This is a genomic window from Peribacillus frigoritolerans (assembly GCF_004358755.1).
In the GTDB taxonomy this organism is placed as follows: domain Bacteria; phylum Bacillota; class Bacilli; order Bacillales; family Bacillaceae; genus Bacillus_P.
The window spans coordinates 865,591-882,672 of sequence record NZ_SMZY01000002.1 but is presented as its reverse complement, the minus strand read 5'-3'; the positions used below and the strand labels follow the sequence as shown (position 1 = coordinate 882,672).

The window sequence follows — 17,082 nt, the reverse complement described above, 5'->3', positions numbered from 1 at the left end:
TAATAATAAGGTGTATCTTTAATAAACTTTTAAAAATAAGACAGTGAACGGCACAATTTTCTGTTAAAATAAGAAAATATACGCCCCTTGATGCGGCAAAAATTCTAGAGTATTAACAGCAAAGGAGTTTTTTTAGATGGAAAAAGTCTTAATCTTTGGTCATAAAAATCCCGATACAGATACAATATGCTCTGCCATTGCGTATGCTGATCTTAAAACAAAGCTTGGTTTAAATGCTGAGCCTGTGCGCTTAGGCGAAATCAACGGTGAAACTCAGTTCGCTTTAACTGCTTTTGGGATTGAAACTCCCCGCTTTGTAGAAACAGTGGCAAATGAAGTCAGCCAGGTTATTTTAGTCGACCATAATGAGCGCCAGCAAAGTGTGAGTGACATTGATGATGTTCGAGTGCTTGAAGTGATTGATCACCATCGCATTGCCAATTTTGAAACAAGCGATCCGTTGTATTATCGTGCAGAGCCAGTAGGCTGCACAGCTACCATTTTAAACAAATTGTACAAAGAAAATGGTGTCAGCATTCCTAAAGAAATTGCAGGAATAATGCTTTCTGCGATTATTTCAGATTCACTATTGTTTAAATCGCCTACATGCACAGATCAGGATGTAGCAGCTGCACGTGAATTAGCTGAAATTGCAGGAGTTGATCCCGAGGTCTACGGTCTAGATATGCTTAAAGCAGGTGCTGACTTAAGCGACAAAACAGTGGCTGAGCTGATTTCACTTGATGCAAAGGAATTTTCTATGGGCAACTATAAAGTAGAGATTGCACAAGTAAATGCAGTAGATCCAAACGATGTACTCGTTCATAAAGAAGAGATTGAAGCCTTGATTTCCGCTGTTATCGCTGAAAAAGAATTAGATTTATTCATTTTTGTCGTAACGGATATTTTAATCAATGATTCCGTAGCACTCGCTCTTGGACGCGAAACACGTGCTGTAGAACAGGCATATGATGTGAAACTTGTGGACAACACAGCTGTTTTAAAAGGCGTAGTTTCCCGCAAAAAACAAATCGTACCTGTTATTACGGACATTTTGACAAGTGCACAAGTTTAAGTTTAAGCGCATGGATTCTAAAGAATTCATGCGTTTTTTATGTATTTAGAAACGGCTTGCTTATGAAGCAAGCCGTTCATTTGTCATTAGCAGTAGCCGTGTCCGCCGTATCCAGCGCCGCCTACAAAAGAAGCACCGATGATAATCAATAAAATAAACAATACGATAATTAATGCGAAACCGCTATTATAGCCGCCACCGCAATTTCCTCCGTCTTTACCCATTAAAAATTCCTCCTATTTTTAAATCTTGTTGATGAGCATTTTCATGTCTCAAAATTAAGGTATGCCGGAGGAAGAATTATGTTAGCCTATTTATGGCCTGCGGCAGCGTAAAGTGAAATACACACTAAAAAAACCGGCAAATAATCTTGCCGGTTCCCTGCTATTTTTTAAATAAAGCTTTGAATGCTTTAAAGATTAGTACAAAAGAAAATACTAAAATGGCTAAAGTGCCAACGAAAGTGATAAAAGGCGCTAAGAAAGCTAAGAATGCAGGTAATGACAGTTCAAGTAAAGCAAAGCCGGCAAGAATAGCAGCCAAGAACAAGAAAATTAATCGATCCATGATTTTCACCCCTTTCTGATACATTATATGTATGCGCTTTCAAAAAAGTAGCGGTCATTCACACATTTATATGAAGCGAAAAATAAAATTTTACACACAAAAAAACGCCATGAATCCGCAAATTCAGGACGTTTTGAAAATAGGTTTATCCGTTAATGATTTTTCCGCCATTTACATGTATCATCTGGCCTGTAATATACGTTGAATCATTGCTTGCAAGGAAAACGTAGCTTGGTGCAAGTTCGTCTGGCTGACCGGGACGTCCCATAGGCGTGTCTGCTCCAAATTCTGAAACTTTCTCTGCATCGAAGGTAGATGGAATCAGCGGAGTCCAGATTGGACCTGGAGCTACTCCGTTTACCCGAATGCCTTTTTTAACAAGAGACGCGGAAAGAGATCGGGTAAAGGCTGTAATAGCGCCTTTCGTTGATGAATAATCGATCAGCTGGTCGTTTCCTGCATAGGCTGTAATAGAAGATGTATTGATAATGCTGCTGCCTTGTTTCATATGCGGAAGGGCAGCTTTTGTCATGTAAAAGAAAGAGAATATGTTTGTTTTAAACGTCCGTTCAAGCTGTTCTTTTGAGATCTCCTCAATGCCTGCCTGGGGATGCTGTTCTGCTGCGTTATTAACAAGAATATCAATTTTTCCAAGCTGACCCACGGTTTCAGATACGATTTGTCCGCAGAATGATTCTTCTCCAATATCTCCCGGCATCAGAATGCATTTGCGGCCTTCCTGTTCAACAAGACGTTTTGTTTCATTAGCATCCTCATGCTCGTCCAAATATGAAATGACGACATCAGCGCCTTCTTTTGCATAATGGACAGCAACTGCCCGTCCAATACCAGAATCTCCGCCTGTAATAATAGCCACCTTATCAAGCAGCTTTTCACTGCCCTTATATTGAAGTGCATCAAACTCAGGCTGCGGGTTCATTAAGTTCTCATGTCCCGGCTGAACATCCTGATGCTGTGCCGGCATCGTTTTTTTGCTTTGACTATCTTGACTCATCCAAATCCCTCCAAGGTTTAATCTTGATTAGTATGGTGAAAAGGTTGTTGAATATGTAGCTGTTATTTAGAATATATTCCCTATGTGTTTGGGATGAAACATGAAAATTTCTATAAAAAAAGAACTAAAACCGAAGTTTTAGTTCAATACATTGAAATATCTTGCTTCAGGATGAGCAACAACAATTGCCGTAACAGAAGCTTCCGGCTCCATCATAAAGCCTTCCGTCAAGTTTACGCCTATATCTTCAGGAGCAATGAGGTCGAATAATTTCGCCTGATCATCCAGATTCGGACAGGCAGGGTATCCGAAGGAAAAACGCTGCCCTTGATATTTGGCAGAAAAGCGCTGGTCCATAGTGAAATCAGGAGGATCTGGAAAACCCCATTGATCGCGGATCAGCTGGTGAGTCCGTTCTGCTAAACCTTCAGCAAGCTCAAGTGCCAGTGCCTGTACTACATGGCTTTTCAGGTAATCACCCTGCTCTTTAAAGCGGTTGGCAATTTCCCTCACTTTTTTACCTGCCGTTACGGCAAAGAAGGAGACATAATCTCTTTGTTTATCATCTTCTCTAGGACGGATATAATCTGATATACAGCGGTGCGGCAGCTTTGATTGCCTTGGGAATTCAAAGGTCTGCAGCCTTTTTTCCGTTTCAGGATCAAGAATGTGCAAATTGTTGCCATCAGATTCTGCCGGGAAAAATTGATAGACAGCTGCAGGCTGAAACCATTTTTCCTTGTAGCCCTGTTTTAGAAGTTCATCTATTGTTTCTTTTAGGGCAACCGCTTTTGGATCTTTATTTTTAAGCATTTCCTTTACTTTTCCTTTTAGGCCAAGATGATGGCCGATCAGCATCTGCATGTTAATGTAGGGAATCAGATGTGACAGTTCAATATCTTTAATAATGTGCCGTTTGCAGTCTTCTGGCTGAAAATAAGGAGATGGTGTGAGCTCTGCTCTTTTTTCCAGCAATTCAGTTACAGCAAGAGTTGCTTTCTTTTCAGAGGACCTTTCTGGAACGGCTTCTTTTTTCTTAAACTGAGAGGGATCCACTCTGATCCTGTTTGCAAGGGACAGTCCATCCATAGCGTCTTTGGCATAAATGACAGGACCGCTGTATTGAGGTGCAATTTTTCCGTCGGCAAATTTTCTGGATAAAGCAGCGCCGCCAACCATGATTGGCACGGAGATGTCAGCTTCTTTTAAATCCTGTGCCGTCAAAACCATTTGCTGCGCAGACTTTACGAGAAGTCCTGATAATCCTACAATATCAGGATTTTCTTTTTTGACCGCAAGAATCAAATCCTGGGGTGTTACCTTTATGCCTAAATCCACAACCTTGTAGCCATTGTTGCTTAAGATGATATCGACTAAATTTTTCCCGATATCATGTACGTCACCTTTGACTGTTGCCAGCAGAATTTTGCCTTTTCCGCTGTCATCCTTTTTCTCCATGTGTGGTTCTAAAAAGGTGACGGATGCTTTCATGACCTCTGCGCTTTGCAGTACTTCAGCAACAATCAGCTGGTTTGTATTAAACAGTTCTCCAACCTCAGCCATACCTTTCATTAGAGGGCCGTTAATAATATCCAGCGGTGCTGCGTATTCTTTTAATGCAATCTCAAGATCTGCAAGAAGTCCTTCTTTCGTGCCTTCGACCACATATTGAGCAAGACGTTCCTCAAGAGGAAGAGACTGAACCGGTTTTTTAGCCGTTTTCTTTTTCCCTCTATAGTGGTTTGTGAAGGCAGCCAATGTTTCGTCGTTTGTGTTTAAAAGAAGAGTTTCTGCCATTTCAATTTCCTCTTTTGGAATGGACGCAAATCGTTCAAGTTTCTCTGTATTGACGATTGCGTAGTCCAGTCCTGCCTGTGTACAGTGATACAAATAGACCGCATTCAGCACTTCGCGTCCAACAGGAGGGAGGCCGAATGATACATTGCTTACGCCAAGGATAGTCAGGCATTGCGGCAATCGCTCTTTTATTAAACGTATGCCCTTTATCGTTTCTTCAGCTGAGCCGATATATTGCGCGTCTCCCGTTCCTACAGGGAAAACGAGCGGGTCAAAAATGATATCTGATGGATTTAGTCCGTGTTTTTCTGTCAGAAGTTCGAATGAACGAACGGCGATATCAAGCTTTTGCTCAGCCGTAAGCGCCATTCCTTTTTCATCAATCGTTCCGACAACAACAGCTGCACCATATTTGTGAATGAGAGGGACGACAGCGTCAAATCTCTCTTCACCATCTTCTAAGTTGATTGAATTGATGATCACTTTTCCTTGAGAATAGGAGAGTGCTTTTTCAATCACTTTCTCATCGGTTGAATCGATGACAAGCGGTGCTTTTACTTTTTTCGTAATTTCCTGCATAAATGCTTCCATATCTTCTAATTCTTCGCGGTCTGGATCAGCAAGACATATATCAATAACGTGTGCGCCGTTTTTCACTTGCGCACGGGCAATTTCGGCTGCTTCTTCAAATTTCCCCTCCGCGATTAATCGTTTAAACTTTCTGGAGCCAATAACATTAGTCCGTTCTCCTACGAATAGGGGCCTCATCGAATCATCATAAATCAGCGGATCGATGCCTGATACGGTATGGGCTGGATCGCGTCCCGGAACTGAACGGGGGGCGAGTTCACCTACAGCGTCAGCAATGGCAGTAATATGTGCAGGTGTCGTTCCGCAGCAGCCGCCTACAATGTTCAGCCAGCCCTGCTCTGCAAATCCTTTCACTTTTTGAGCAAGAGAACGGGGTGATTCATGATAATTTCCTTCCTCATCTGGCAATCCTGCATTAGGGTAGCAGCTGACAGCCGTGTGAGCCATTCCTGACAGTGTTCGGATATGGTCGGTCATAAATTCAGGTCCCGTTGCACAGTTAAGACCTACAGATAAAGGCTTCATGTGCTCAAGCGAGATGAAAAAGGCTTCAATATCCTGGCCTGCAAGCGTGGTTCCCATAGGTTCAATCGTTCCTGAAATCATCAGCGGAATTTCTTTGCCTGCTTGTTCAAAGGCGCGTTTAATGCCAAGAAACCCTGCTTTCACATTTAATAAATCCTGGCTCGTTTCAAGCAGCAGCAAATCAGCGCCGCCTGCGAGGAGGCCAAGTGTCTGCTCCTCATAATTTTGAATAAGCTCATCAAACGTTGCTCCGCCTGTGACTGACAGTGTTTTTGTCGTAGGGCCCATTGAGCCTGCAACATAACGGGGCCATTCAGGAGTTGAAACCTTTTCAGCTGCCTTCTTTGCAATCTCCGCGGCTTTTTTATTTAATTCAAAAGCGAGGTGACCAAGATTATATTCATCAAGGACTATTTTAGTAGCGCCAAATGTGTTGGTTTCAATAATATCTGCTTTTGCCTTCAAGTAAGCATCATGAATGGATTCGATGACTTCTGGTGCAGTAATCGTTAAATATTCATTGCAGCCCTCGTATTCTTCTCCGCCGAAATCAGCTGCTGATAGATTTGCATCCTGAATCATGGTGCCCATCGCTCCGTCGAGAACGAGGATTTTTTTCTCAAGCTGTTTTTTTATATCAGACATGCGTAATCTTCCTTTCATTGACCTCAGTTTGTTTCTTATGAATGTAGTTTGTCAGTTCAACGGTTAATTCATAGTTTAAAAATGGAGTAATTAAGTAGATTCCATTAAATAAGTCAAAGGCAGCATCGATCAATCTTTTAGCGATAGCCAATCCTTCCTGATAGGCTTTCTCCCGATTATCACCCGCCTTAGCCATTCGCTCCCGGATACTGTCAGAGAGAATAATGCCCGGTATTTCGTTATGAATAAACTCTGCGTTGCGGCTGCTTGTGAGCGGCATAATGCCGATATAAATCGGAACGGTTAAATGCTTCGTTTCCTCATACACATCAATCAGCTGTTTTTCTGAGTAAATGGGCTGCGAGATGAAATAATCTGCACCGCAGGCAATTTTTTTCTCAAGCCTTTTTACCGCTTTATCAAGATATTTGACATTAGGGTTAAACGCTGCAGCTACTGAGAAATTGGTTTTTTCCCCAAGCGGTTTACCTGAATAAGAAAGGCCGTCGTTAAATTGCTTGATTAAGCTGATCAAATCAAATGATGAAAGATCATAAACCGATGTGGCTCCCGGAAAATCCCCGATTTTTGATGGGTCGCCCGTGATTGCTAGAACGTCTGTAAGTCCAAGCGTATGAAGCCCCATTAAATGAGATTGAAGGCCGATTAAGTTCCGGTCGCGGCATGTAATATGAATTAAAGACCTGAGTCCAAGTGTTTGCTGAACGATGGAACCAACAGCAACATTGCTTATCCGCGGCGACGCAAGCGAGTTATCTGCTAGAGTTAAGGCATCGATTCCAGCAGCCTGCAGCGCTTTTGCTCCTTTTAAAAATTTGTCAATTCCAAGTTTTTTAGGAGGATCAAGTTCTACAATCAGGGAACGTTTCTCGCTCACTATTTCCTGCAGGGGAGGGTACTTTCTTTCCGCTGCTGCCGTGACAGAGATCTCTTCTTTTCTGATTTTCACTTTCTTCTCTGTAACTGGAGCCAGGCCTTTTAGCGCTGCCGCCATTGCTTCAATGTGCAATGGCGTTGTGCCGCAGCACCCGCCGATCAGCCTTGCTCCCTGATTTCTGAAGGCAAGAGCACTTTCTGCAAAATATTTTTCTCCCGAGCCATACACAAGTCTGCCTTCTTCAAGAGTAGGCAAGCTGCTGTTTGGATAAACCGATAAGTAGGCTTTATCAGGCAGCGGAATTTCTTCAAGTGATGAAAGCATATGATAAGGTCCCAGTCTGCAATTCAGCCCGACAACATCAGCACCAAGTGCCTCAAGCTGAGAAAGACCTTCATGCAGGGGTGTTCCGTCCTGCAGCACCCCGATTTCGTGCAGGGAGATGTTTGTAATAATCGGGATATTCGTTTCTTTCCTCGCTATCTCTAATACTGTTTTTATTTCCTCGAGATCGTAGTAGGTTTCAAGGAGAAGGCCGTCGACCTCTTCACTGAGCAGCAGGTAAAGCTGTTCCCTGAAATTTCTTTTAATGTCTTCAAGAGAATAGGCGTTTTTTTTGAAAGCGCGGATGCCTCCAATTGTCCCGAGAACATATGTGTCATTGCCGGCTGCTGCTTTTTTGGCAATCTGAACAGCAGTACGGTTGATGGCTCTTACTTCATCTTCTAACCCGTATCTTGAAAGCTTAATATAATTGGCTCCGTAAGTATTTGTCTGAATAACATCAGCACCGGCTGCAATATAAGCCTTATGAACATTTAAGATTTCATCAGGCTTTGATAAATTCAATTCTTCGAAACATCGGTCCACTCCGTGAGAATAAAGCAGTGTTCCCATTGCTCCGTCGCCAATAAGGATCTTGTTCTGTAAATCGTTTAAAAGTGTCAAACTCCAAACCTCCTTCATGCAAGTAACGAAAAACAAAAAAAGTCTTCCAAGAAGAAGACTTTTGAACGTTCAGGACTTCTTCTTATCGTTCGATGGATGCATCGCTGGAATTAGCACCTTGGAATGAAAGCTCTGCTGAATACAGATGGTTTCATTATGCCAGGTTGCTGAAGCTTCAAAGGGCCAGTCCCTCAGCTTCTCTAGATAAGAATGGTGAAATATGAAATTAGCAAAAAGATATTATATCTAATTTACATGTTTTTTCGGATAGATTCAATACAAAAGTAAAAGTTTTCTGAATAGAAGGGGAATTTATTTGAGGATAGTTCAAAGGTAAAACCAGCTGAACAGCAAAACGAACACCCGGCTGAGAAGAGCCCGGGTGTTCGTTCACTTTATCTGAAATTAAGAAACTGAACGTCAATCGGCAAGTCTGCACCGCGAACGGCTGCAATTACCTGCTGAAGGTCGTCCTTATTTTTGCCGGTTACGCGGACCTGATCATCCTGAACCTGTGTTTTTACTTTTAAACCAGAATTTTTAATAATGGCATTAATCTTTTTCGCATTATCCTTATCAATACCCTGAATCAGCTTAGCACGCTGGCGAATCGTACCGCCGGATGCGCCTTCAATCTTGCCATAATCAATGTTTCGGGTCGCCACATTGCGCTTGATCAGTTTGGAAATAAACACATCCTTTAACTGATCCATTTTAAACTCATCATCTGAGACTAGAACAATCTCTTCTTTTTCAAGAGAAATACTGCTTTTGCTCCCTTTAAAATCATAGCGCGTGCCGATTTCCTTCATTGTCATCGTAATCGCATTCGTCACCTCAGGCATATCCACCTTCGACACAATATCAAAAGAACTATCCTTCGCCATAAGAATCCCTCCAAGAACTTTGTATTATTCTTAGATTATAGTAGAATGGACTTGAGATAACAACTAAAGGCAGTATGGCTGCAAAGGAAGGAACAAACTGATGAATCCAGGAATGTTTATGACACTTTCAATAGATGAAAAATTAGATTATGGATACTATTTAACAGACGGAGAAAGCCGTGTGCTGCTTCACAAGACCGAGATCACGGAGCCGATCGAAGACAAAGAAGAGGTTGAGGTTTATATCATTGTCGATCATGAGGATCGTCTTGCTGCAACAATGAAAAGACCGAAAATTACTGAGGATCATTATGACTGGGTAGAGGTTGTAAGTGTAAGGGAAGATATGGGAGCATTTGTTGACATCGGCTTATCCAAGGATGCACTGGTGGCAAACGATATTCTTCCAGCGTTTATTGAGGTCTGGCCTGAAGAAGGGGACATGCTTTATTGTTCTTTGAAGGTAACGAAAAATGGCAGGTTTTTCACGAAGCTTGCAACAGAAGATGTCATGCAGGAGAATATTGTCTCAGCGGAAGGTACAGCCAACAATCAAACCGTGACAGGCAGAGTGTACAGAATGATCATTGCCGGCTCATACATGATCACCGAAGAAGGCTACAAAGGATTCATTCACTCTTCGCAGCGTAAAAGAGAGCCTCGTCTTGGCGAGCTTGTTACAGGACGCGTAATTGATGTTAAAGAAGATGGAACAATTAACGTATCCCTTCTTCCAAGAAAGCATGAAGCATTGGATGCAGACGCTCAGCAGCTTTATGATTACATGGAATCAAGAGGCGGAGCGATGCCATTCTTCGATAAAAGCGATCCTGAAGATATTAAAGAACGCTTTAACATGAGCAAAGGCGCGTTCAAGCGTGCAATCGGATCATTAATGAAAGCCGGGAAAGTTTATCAGGAAGACGGGTGGACATATTTCAAAAAGGAACAGTAAGCGAGTTGCTCGCTTGCTGTTTTTTTTTTTGCTCTTTTAGTAAACATTGTTGCTATTAGACTAAATGGTAATAACCCTTAGTGGTGCGGAAAGTAGCGGGCAACATTTATAATGAAAAACAACAATCTATACGAAACAGCCTTTTTTTGAGGAATTACAAGTTTGGTAGATAAAAACTCAGGCGGCGGATAAAATCAAAAATTGGCTGATATTAGTCTGAGGTTCAGTTATCTCATAAAAAATTTACACGCCAAACCCTTACAACAATAAAGATTTCCGAAAATCAGTCGATATGACATGAGGAGATACTTTTAAAGGGAGAGAAACCATTAATGAAAAGAAATCATAGAGCGATTCTGTTTTCGTTTTGCCTCTTGTTGCTGCTTTCAGGCTGCGGAAAATCCGAATCTGTGAGTAAGGCAGATGAAAAGATAAAGGTGGGCATTATGTTATCTGACGTCGGACTTGGCGATCAGTCATTTAGTGATTCGGCATTTGCAGGACTAATGAAGTCACGTGATGAGCTTGGAATTTTATTTGATTACAGAGAAATTAAAGATACCGGAACCTATGAAAAGGGATTAACTGAATTAGTTAATGAAGGCAATGACTTAGTTATCGGACTTGGTTTTATGGTTCAGGAGGATCTTGAGAAAACAGCGAAAAAATATCCTGAACAGAAATTCATATTAATTGATGCCGTTTCAGATCTGGATAACATCACGTCGATTACGTTTAAAGAGGATGAGGGCAGCTTCTTAGCAGGGGTAGCTGCTGCCATGACATCAAAATCCAAGACAGTCGGATTTATTGGCGGAGCAGATGTTCCGCTTATCAATAAGTTTGCCGATGGATTTTCAGAAGGAGCAAAGGCCATTAATCCGGATATAAAAATAATAACGGAATATGCCAATGATTTCGGCGACGATAAACTTGGAAGTGAAATAGCGGAAAAAATGATTGGCAATCAGGCTGATGTTTTATATGCTGCCGCTGGTTTTACCGGAGTAGGTGCACTAAAAGCAGCTCAAGATAACGGTATATACGCAATTGGGGTTGACAGCGATCAGTATTTTTACGCAGAAAAATCTGTGATAACTTCTATGCTTAAAAATGTAGACGTGGGAATCTACCAGCTTCTTAAAGAGTATGTAAGGGAAAATGAAGTTCCTGATGGTCATATTGAATTAGGTTTAAAAGACAATGGCGTTCAGCTGGCGCCAATCCGTGTTGTTTCGCTTTCGGAAGATCAGCAGAAAACCCTTGATGAATGGCAGAAAAAATTAGCAGAAGGCAACTAGGGGGATTACTTGTGTCACTTAAGAAAAAGCTTTTGCTGAATTCACTCAGCATCATAATTATGGCTACATTGATGATTGGTTTTATTATTGTAAATATGCTGTCCATTCAATCATCTAATCAAAATGAGATTCCAGTACTTTTAGATATTGAAAAACTGCAGGGAGAGCTTACTGTAACAAAGCAAAGCCTGAACAATTTTGCCTTTACCATGACAGATGCCCAAAAAGAAGAAACCCTTCAGGCACTGCAGAGAAATGAAAAGCTTTTAGAAGAATTAAATCAAATCGTGAAGGATAAAAATACGAAACAAGCTCTGCAAAAGGCTTCAAATAAATTTACAGCTTTAAAAGAAGAAACAGGACAGGCACTTAATGAAAAAAATCAGGCAGAAGCGAAGCGGCAGTCTGTCCGAGTTGATGGAGTTTCAAATGATGTGCACTTGATGAACATTTATGCGAATGAACGATATGAAATGCTTCAGGAGAATTTGAAAAACCAAATCGAATTCGTTATTTTATCTGCAATAATTGGTACAGTTCTTTTAATTTCACTATCTTCCTATATTGTCATTCGCATGACGAATGCCATTACAAAGCCGCTAAAAGGGCTTTCCCATCAGGCAAATGAAATTGCAAGTGGCAATTTGGCAGTGAAAATGATCACTTACAAAGGAAAAGATGAAATAGCTGCACTGAATGATTCTTTCACTGCAATGACTCATCAGCTAAAAGGACTTCTATTCTCAATCGACAGCGTAAGTAAAGAAGTAGAAGGTTTTGCAAAAGATCTTGAGGGAGAGAACAGGACATTAACTGAAATCAGCAATCAGGTAGCTGTGTCTACAGATGAATTATCTGCAGGATCTCAATCCATTTCCACAGACCTTCAAGATGCGGTAACCTTGATTGAGAGAATGGATTTTGATTTCAGCGAAAATGTAAACCGGTCTGAGCAATCCGTTCAATACGGAAATGAAACGGTTAACGCCATTACATCGGGACAGAACGCCATTAAAGCGCAGCGGCTGCTCATTGCGGAAAACATGAATACAACCAGGCAAATTGAAGAATCAACAAAAACATTTATCGGGTATATGACAAAAATAGAAGATATGGCTAAGGTTGTTTCAAATATTGCAAATCAGACGAATTTGCTTGCGTTAAATGCTGCGATTGAAGCTGCACGTGCCGGTGAGGCAGGCAAAGGCTTTGCTGTTGTAGCAGCTGAAGTGAGAAAGCTTGCAGAAGAATCAACGGGGGCAACATCCCAAATATTTGAAATGGTAAGTTTAATTCAATCAGGAATATCCAGTATTTCAGAATCTGTCGTAAATGGAGTTACGATTGCTCAAAAGCAGCAGATCGGAATGGATCACACAACTAGTGCTTTTAAAGATATTGATCTTAAAGTAAAAGGAATTACATCAGAATTAAAAGAGTTAAAAACAGGAATGCTGAATTCAAAGGAACTTGGAGAACAAGTACTGCAAAATGTAGAAAGCATCAGTGCCGTGGTAGAAGAGACAGCAGCTGGAAGCGAGGAAATATCTGCTTCGACAACTGAACAGCTCCTGGCCTTTGAAAAAATGGTGGAAAAAGTGGTTGAACTAAGACAGCTTACAGATGATTTAAATCAGACGCTTTCAAAGTTTAAGCTTCAATAAAACGAAAACAGCAGCGATTTTCGCTGCTGTTTTTTATAAATGATCTGTCTTTTTAGAATATTGTCTTTCGCCTTTTTGGCGGTTTTTCTCGCGCATCATGTTTCTTTCGTGTTCTTTGGCATTATTGTCTTTTGCTTTTTTGTCATTATCGCTCGTATGCGGCATCATAAAAACTCCCTTATTTAAAGATAAGTTTATGTTGCCCTGTAAGAATAATATTATGAGATCGGTTTGTTTAAAAAGAAAATGGCGATTGTGCCAGGTCCTGAATGCGCGCCAACTGAACAGCCGACTGTGTTGATGTATATTTCTTTCGGATGAAACTCCGATTCAATCATTGCTTTAATTTCACTCGCAGAGCCCAGATCATCCCCGTGACTGATGGCGATTGTCTGGTTTTCAAGGTCTGAGCCGCGTTCTTTCATAAGCTCAATTACCCGGCGGTAAACTTTTTTCTTGCCTCTTAATTTTTCAAGAGGAATCAGCTTGCCGTCTTCAACATGAAGCAGAGGTTTAATGTTGAGAAGACCGCCTACAAATGCAGATGCTTTGCTGATTCTGCCCCCTCTTGCTAAATATTCAAGGTTATCGACAGTGAAAATGTGTTCTGTATGCTCACAAAAATCCTTTACAGACGCTTCAATTTCATGTAGAGTGTTTCCTTTACTGGCAAGCTCAACTGCATGTTTAACTGCAAGTCCAAGCCCAAGGGAAGCGCATTTAGAATCAACGATGGAAAGCTCAAAGTCAGGATATTCCTCTTTGACTTCATTCCCGATCATGACAGCTGTCTGGTAGGTTCCGGAGAGTTCGGATGAAAAAGCAACATATAATGCAGGTACTTGTTTTTTCGCAAGTTCAGTAAATGTCTCTTTTACATCAAGAGGAGAGATTTGAGTCGTTTTAGCTATTTTCCCTTCACGCATCGCGTCGTATACTTCTTTCGGGGAAATCGTGACTAAATCGCGATAGTCGTTTTCCTCTATATGCACACCTAATGGGAGAAGCGTTACGCCGTGTTCCTCATAAAATGCAAGCGGCAGATCGCTTGCGCTGTCGGCGACGATATGTACAGTCATTTTGACACCTCAATTCATCTGGTTTTACCCTTAATAGGGGATTTTAGTCTCATATATAGTTCTAAATTAGCACTTAGCCAAAAAGAAGTAAAGAAAGTTAGTTTGCCCTAAATAGACAATATTTGTATTGATCTGCAAGAAATAGGGGTAAATCAGAAATACTATCATTATCTTATAGCCCGGGAGGATATTCTGCAAATGGTTTATGAAGAAGTGAAAAAAGCGGTTGTCGTTGTTTTTGGAGCGCTGCTGAATGCTGTCGGTCTGAATTTATTCATGATTCCTGCTGATGTTTATGCGAGCGGTTTTACCGGAATCGCCCAGCTCTTATCAAGTGTAATTAAAGAATATACACCTTTATACATATCAACTGGGGTGCTGCTGCTCTTGCTTAACATTCCGGTAGCGATTCTGGGATGGCAGAAAGTCGGGAAGTCGTTCACTCTGTACAGTGTTCTTAGTGTAGCAGCGACCACATTATTTTTATCGATTGTCCCTTTATATCCATTATCAGAGGATATATTGCTCAATGCCGTTTTTGGAGGCGTCATTGTGGCTATCGGTGTAGGTATTACGCTTAAATATGGTGCATCAACAGGAGGACTTGATATTGTAGCGATGATCCTTTCAAGAATGAAGGATAAACCGGTCGGCACTTATTTCTTTATTTTAAACGGAATTATCATTTTTACAGCCGGATTGCTTTATGGCTGGGAAAAAGCGCTATATACCCTTGTCACTCTGTACGCATCAACAAGGGTTATTGATGCCATCCATACCCGCCATGAAAAATTGACAGCCATGATCATTACAAAAAAAGCGGATGATTTAAAACAGGCGATTCATGCTAAAATGGTAAGAGGTATTACAATGGTTCCTGCTAAAGGAGCTTTTACAAATGAGCAAAAGGACATGCTGATGATTGTGATCACGCGCTATGAGCTTTATGATTTAGAAAAAATCATTAAGGAAGTTGATCCAAAGGCATTTACAAATATCATTCAAACAACAGGAATCTTTGGTTTCTTCCGCAAAGAATAGGAGACGTGCAGGATATGAAAAAGCTTGTATTTATTATGCTGGGCTTATTATTTCTTGTCGGCTGCGGTCAAACTGCTGAAAAAAAGGATGAAGCGGAAGAGGTGTCCGGTGACGTGGAGACAAAAGATGTACAGTTATCTGTAGAGGCAAAAGCGGATGATGGAATTGTCCAGATTAACATGACGGTGAAAAACCAAACAGACGAAGAAAAAAACTTTGAATTCTCATCCGGCCAGAAGTATGAAATCATCATCACGGATCCAAATGGCGCAGAAGTATACAAGTATTCCAAGGGCAGAATGTTTACACAAGCTCTGCAATATATGACCCTTCCCCCTGGCGAGAGTCAAACTTACCAGGAAACGTGGGATATGAAAAGCGCTGGGACAAAGCTTGAAGCAGGTGAATACACAGTAACAGTTATGTTTGCCGGAAGAGCAGAGGGTGTTAAAAGGCTTGAGCAAAAGCAGAAATTCACTATTTCTGAATAGCGGGAAAAGCTGCGGGTTAATCCGCAGCTTTTTTATGGAAGTAATTGTCTTAACGGTCACTAATTAGAGTAGAGTGGTCAGAAACGCGTATTAAGCGGTCAGACCATATCAAAACAAAACCCCCGAAAATGATTTTCCGGGAGTTTCGATTTCACTCTTGCTACATATTCTTCAGTTCATCCTGAAGTTCGCTCAGCTGCTTTTGTTCTTCAGGAGAAGCATTTGCGAAGGCGGACATGAGTGCACCTTCTGCTTTTGCTTTTGCATCTGCATCTGCGCCTTGGTGGCTGTGCTGTTCGCCATTTTGACCCTGATGCTGGCTTGAATACTGATTTTGCTGACTGTCATCGTGCCCGCTGTATTGGTTTTGCTGATGATGATCATGTTTGTTATGATCGTCATTCATCTTGCCGCTTAAAACCTCGCCTGCTTTTTCTACTGCTTTTCTTGCTGCCTGAAATAGTTGATTGCCCATCTTAAAAGCCTCCTAAAGAGGATTTGTCTGCCATTTGAGCTTTGCGCTCTTCTGACTCAGCCATTGTTGTGTGATAAGGGAAACGTTCATCATGTTTCGAAACGGAATCTTTACCTTGCTGTACAAAGCGTTTAGATTTATTACTGCTCATGCGAAATTCCCCCTAAATGAATGTTTGCTGACGCTGCTGATGCGTCCTTACTATTTTGTCTCAACTCTCATGGTTCTATGGATGGTAAACTTCACTAAAAAAGACGCCCTTATAGTGATAAGGCGTCCTTTAAGTAAATGGCAATGCCATCCTCTTCATTGGTTTTTGTTTCTCTGTTCGCAGCTTCCTTGAGTTCAGGAATGGCATTGCCCATCGCAACACCCTGTCCTGCGTATTTAAGCATTTCAAGATCATTGTCTTCATCGCCGAATGCAATGATTCTTTCAGCAGGAATGTTATACGAATCAGCAATTTTCTTTAATCCCACGGCTTTATTCATTCCGTGCTTGATAATTTCGATTACGTGCCAAGGTGCAGCCCAGCGTCTATGATCAACAAGCTCAGCATGAACATCGGATAAGTAGCTGCGGATATTGTCCACTTCTTCCTCATTTGCATGGATAAGAATACTTGTTACATCATCCCCAAGACTTTTCCGCAAATCTCCAACCGTGATGTCTGATGAGTTCATTGTGAAAATATCAAGAAGCTTTTCGTCGTGGTAATGAAAATAAACATGATCCATTACTTCCGCAAGGATGTTATTAACATTGTGTTTTTCGCACACTTCAACGATCTGCTTTACAACATCAACAGATAGAGTCGTGTGATACGCTCCCCACTGATCGTCTTTTGGATGATGGACAAACGCTCCGTTGAAGTTGACAATCGGCGTATCCAGCTCAAGCTCCTCATAATACATCGAGCTTGCACGATACGGGCGTCCTGTTGAAATGCAGACAATATGTCCTGCATCTTTTGCTTTTTTAATGATTTCTTTTGAATAGGCAGAAATCGTTTTATCATCTTTTAATAAAGTACCATCTAAATCAAGTGCAATTAAAAAAGGTTTTGTTGTCATAGAAGCTCCTTTACTCTTTGAATTAAAAAACAAGTTCCACTATCAGTGTATCTTT

The 17,082-nt window shown here is 41.3% G+C and carries 17 protein-coding genes and 1 riboswitch; of the genes, 6 read left to right on the top strand and 11 right to left on the bottom strand.

What is annotated here, in order from left to right; all coding sequences use genetic code 11:
- The first annotated feature begins 136 nt into the window (after positions 1 to 136).
- Positions 137 to 1,075 (top strand): manganese-dependent inorganic pyrophosphatase, encoded by a 939-nt coding sequence (locus E2R53_RS11825; protein WP_133311937.1) that lies wholly within the window; start codon positions 137 to 139, stop codon positions 1,073 to 1,075.
- 86 nt (positions 1,076 to 1,161) lie between these two features.
- On the opposite strand, the gene E2R53_RS11820 is transcribed toward E2R53_RS11825, so the two are convergent.
- From E2R53_RS11820 to E2R53_RS11795, 6 genes are all read right to left on the bottom strand, one after another.
- Entirely contained in the window at positions 1,162 to 1,299 is a 138-nt protein-coding gene (locus tag E2R53_RS11820; RefSeq protein WP_083328368.1) for a YjcZ family sporulation protein, read from the bottom strand.
- A gap of 160 nt (positions 1,300 to 1,459) precedes the next feature.
- Positions 1,460 to 1,642 (bottom strand): hypothetical protein, encoded by a 183-nt coding sequence (locus E2R53_RS11815; protein WP_070879224.1) that lies wholly within the window; start codon positions 1,640 to 1,642, stop codon positions 1,460 to 1,462.
- 145 nt (positions 1,643 to 1,787) lie between these two features.
- Positions 1,788 to 2,657 (bottom strand): SDR family oxidoreductase, encoded by an 870-nt coding sequence (locus E2R53_RS11810; protein ID WP_133311936.1) that lies wholly within the window; start codon positions 2,655 to 2,657, stop codon positions 1,788 to 1,790.
- A gap of 138 nt (positions 2,658 to 2,795) precedes the next feature.
- Positions 2,796 to 6,215 (bottom strand): methionine synthase, encoded by a 3,420-nt coding sequence (gene metH / locus E2R53_RS11805; RefSeq protein WP_133311935.1) that lies wholly within the window; start codon positions 6,213 to 6,215, stop codon positions 2,796 to 2,798.
- Positions 6,208 to 8,061: a bifunctional homocysteine S-methyltransferase/methylenetetrahydrofolate reductase gene (locus E2R53_RS11800; RefSeq protein WP_133311934.1), complete on the bottom strand. Its 1,854-nt coding sequence runs from the start codon at positions 8,059 to 8,061 to the stop codon at positions 6,208 to 6,210. Before E2R53_RS11800 ends, metH begins: the two co-directional genes overlap by 8 nt.
- 79 nt (positions 8,062 to 8,140) lie before the next feature.
- Positions 8,141 to 8,272: riboswitch (SAM riboswitch) on the bottom strand.
- Positions 8,273 to 8,456: 184 nt separating this feature from the next.
- Entirely contained in the window at positions 8,457 to 8,948 is a 492-nt protein-coding gene (locus tag E2R53_RS11795) for a YajQ family cyclic di-GMP-binding protein (protein ID WP_133311933.1), read from the bottom strand.
- Positions 8,949 to 9,048: 100 nt separating this feature from the next.
- Here E2R53_RS11795 and E2R53_RS11790 point away from each other — a divergent pair, with 100 nt between their 5' ends.
- The 3 genes from E2R53_RS11790 (at position 9,049) to E2R53_RS11780 (ending at position 12,868) form a co-directional block, all read left to right on the top strand.
- Positions 9,049 to 9,903 carry a CvfB family protein gene (locus E2R53_RS11790; protein ID WP_133311932.1) on the top strand — a complete coding sequence of 285 codons (855 nt, stop codon included), beginning with the start codon at positions 9,049 to 9,051 and terminating at the stop codon, positions 9,901 to 9,903.
- A 332-nt stretch (positions 9,904 to 10,235) separates the two neighbouring features.
- Positions 10,236 to 11,204, top strand: coding sequence for a BMP family lipoprotein (locus tag E2R53_RS11785; protein ID WP_133311931.1), 969 nt, complete (start codon positions 10,236 to 10,238; stop codon positions 11,202 to 11,204).
- 11 nt (positions 11,205 to 11,215) lie between these two features.
- On the top strand, positions 11,216 to 12,868 hold the full coding sequence (locus tag E2R53_RS11780; protein WP_133311930.1) for a methyl-accepting chemotaxis protein: 1,653 nt from the start codon (positions 11,216 to 11,218) through the stop codon (positions 12,866 to 12,868).
- 33 nt (positions 12,869 to 12,901) lie between these two features.
- On the opposite strand, the gene E2R53_RS11775 is transcribed toward E2R53_RS11780, so the two are convergent.
- Both E2R53_RS11775 and E2R53_RS11770 read right to left on the bottom strand, forming a co-directional pair.
- Positions 12,902 to 13,033, bottom strand: coding sequence for a DUF3941 domain-containing protein (locus E2R53_RS11775; RefSeq protein ID WP_083328367.1), 132 nt, complete (start codon positions 13,031 to 13,033; stop codon positions 12,902 to 12,904).
- 53 nt (positions 13,034 to 13,086) lie between these two features.
- Positions 13,087 to 13,947, bottom strand: a complete 861-nt coding sequence (locus E2R53_RS11770; RefSeq protein ID WP_133311929.1) for a DegV family protein — start codon at positions 13,945 to 13,947, stop codon at positions 13,087 to 13,089.
- Between the two features lie 198 nt (positions 13,948 to 14,145).
- Between E2R53_RS11770 and E2R53_RS11765 the strand changes: the two genes are divergently transcribed.
- The gene (locus E2R53_RS11765) at positions 14,146 to 14,988 is read left to right on the top strand and encodes a YitT family protein (RefSeq protein WP_133311928.1); all 843 of its coding nucleotides are present in this window, start codon (positions 14,146 to 14,148) and stop codon (positions 14,986 to 14,988) included.
- Positions 14,989 to 15,002: 14 nt separating this feature from the next.
- Entirely contained in the window at positions 15,003 to 15,479 is a 477-nt protein-coding gene (locus E2R53_RS11760; protein ID WP_133311927.1) for a BsuPI-related putative proteinase inhibitor, read from the top strand.
- A gap of 160 nt (positions 15,480 to 15,639) precedes the next feature.
- On the opposite strand, the gene E2R53_RS11755 is transcribed toward E2R53_RS11760, so the two are convergent.
- From E2R53_RS11755 to E2R53_RS11750, 3 genes are all read right to left on the bottom strand, one after another.
- The gene (locus E2R53_RS11755; protein WP_133311926.1) at positions 15,640 to 15,954 is read right to left on the bottom strand and encodes a DUF3813 family protein; all 315 of its coding nucleotides are present in this window, start codon (positions 15,952 to 15,954) and stop codon (positions 15,640 to 15,642) included.
- A gap of 1 nt (position 15,955) precedes the next feature.
- On the bottom strand, positions 15,956 to 16,105 hold the full coding sequence (locus E2R53_RS23265) for a hypothetical protein (protein ID WP_165970965.1): 150 nt from the start codon (positions 16,103 to 16,105) through the stop codon (positions 15,956 to 15,958).
- 109 nt (positions 16,106 to 16,214) lie between these two features.
- Positions 16,215 to 17,027 (bottom strand): Cof-type HAD-IIB family hydrolase, encoded by an 813-nt coding sequence (locus tag E2R53_RS11750; RefSeq protein WP_133311925.1) that lies wholly within the window; start codon positions 17,025 to 17,027, stop codon positions 16,215 to 16,217.
- Between the last annotated feature and the right edge of the window lie 55 nt (positions 17,028 to 17,082).

Bases quoted from the DNA above. Each gene is read 5' to 3' on its own strand.
- E2R53_RS11825 (WP_133311937.1), top strand. From the start codon at position 137: ATGGAAAAAGTCTTAATCTTTGGTCATAAAAATCCCGATACAGATACA.
- E2R53_RS11820 (WP_083328368.1), bottom strand. From the start codon at position 1,299: ATGGGTAAAGACGGAGGAAATTGCGGTGGCGGCTATAATAGCGGTTTC.
- E2R53_RS11815 (WP_070879224.1), bottom strand. From the start codon at position 1,642: ATGGATCGATTAATTTTCTTGTTCTTGGCTGCTATTCTTGCCGGCTTT.
- E2R53_RS11810 (WP_133311936.1), bottom strand. From the start codon at position 2,657: ATGAGTCAAGATAGTCAAAGCAAAAAAACGATGCCGGCACAGCATCAG.
- metH (WP_133311935.1), bottom strand. From the start codon at position 6,215: ATGTCTGATATAAAAAAACAGCTTGAGAAAAAAATCCTCGTTCTCGAC.
- E2R53_RS11795 (WP_133311933.1), bottom strand. From the start codon at position 8,948: ATGGCGAAGGATAGTTCTTTTGATATTGTGTCGAAGGTGGATATGCCT.
- E2R53_RS11790 (WP_133311932.1), top strand. From the start codon at position 9,049: ATGAATCCAGGAATGTTTATGACACTTTCAATAGATGAAAAATTAGAT.
- E2R53_RS11785 (WP_133311931.1), top strand. From the start codon at position 10,236: ATGAAAAGAAATCATAGAGCGATTCTGTTTTCGTTTTGCCTCTTGTTG.
- E2R53_RS11775 (WP_083328367.1), bottom strand. From the start codon at position 13,033: ATGCCGCATACGAGCGATAATGACAAAAAAGCAAAAGACAATAATGCC.
- E2R53_RS11770 (WP_133311929.1), bottom strand. From the start codon at position 13,947: ATGACTGTACATATCGTCGCCGACAGCGCAAGCGATCTGCCGCTTGCA.
- E2R53_RS11765 (WP_133311928.1), top strand. From the start codon at position 14,146: ATGGTTTATGAAGAAGTGAAAAAAGCGGTTGTCGTTGTTTTTGGAGCG.
- E2R53_RS11760 (WP_133311927.1), top strand. From the start codon at position 15,003: ATGAAAAAGCTTGTATTTATTATGCTGGGCTTATTATTTCTTGTCGGC.
- E2R53_RS11755 (WP_133311926.1), bottom strand. From the start codon at position 15,954: ATGGGCAATCAACTATTTCAGGCAGCAAGAAAAGCAGTAGAAAAAGCA.
- E2R53_RS23265 (WP_165970965.1), bottom strand. From the start codon at position 16,105: ATGAGCAGTAATAAATCTAAACGCTTTGTACAGCAAGGTAAAGATTCC.
- E2R53_RS11750 (WP_133311925.1), bottom strand. From the start codon at position 17,027: ATGACAACAAAACCTTTTTTAATTGCACTTGATTTAGATGGTACTTTA.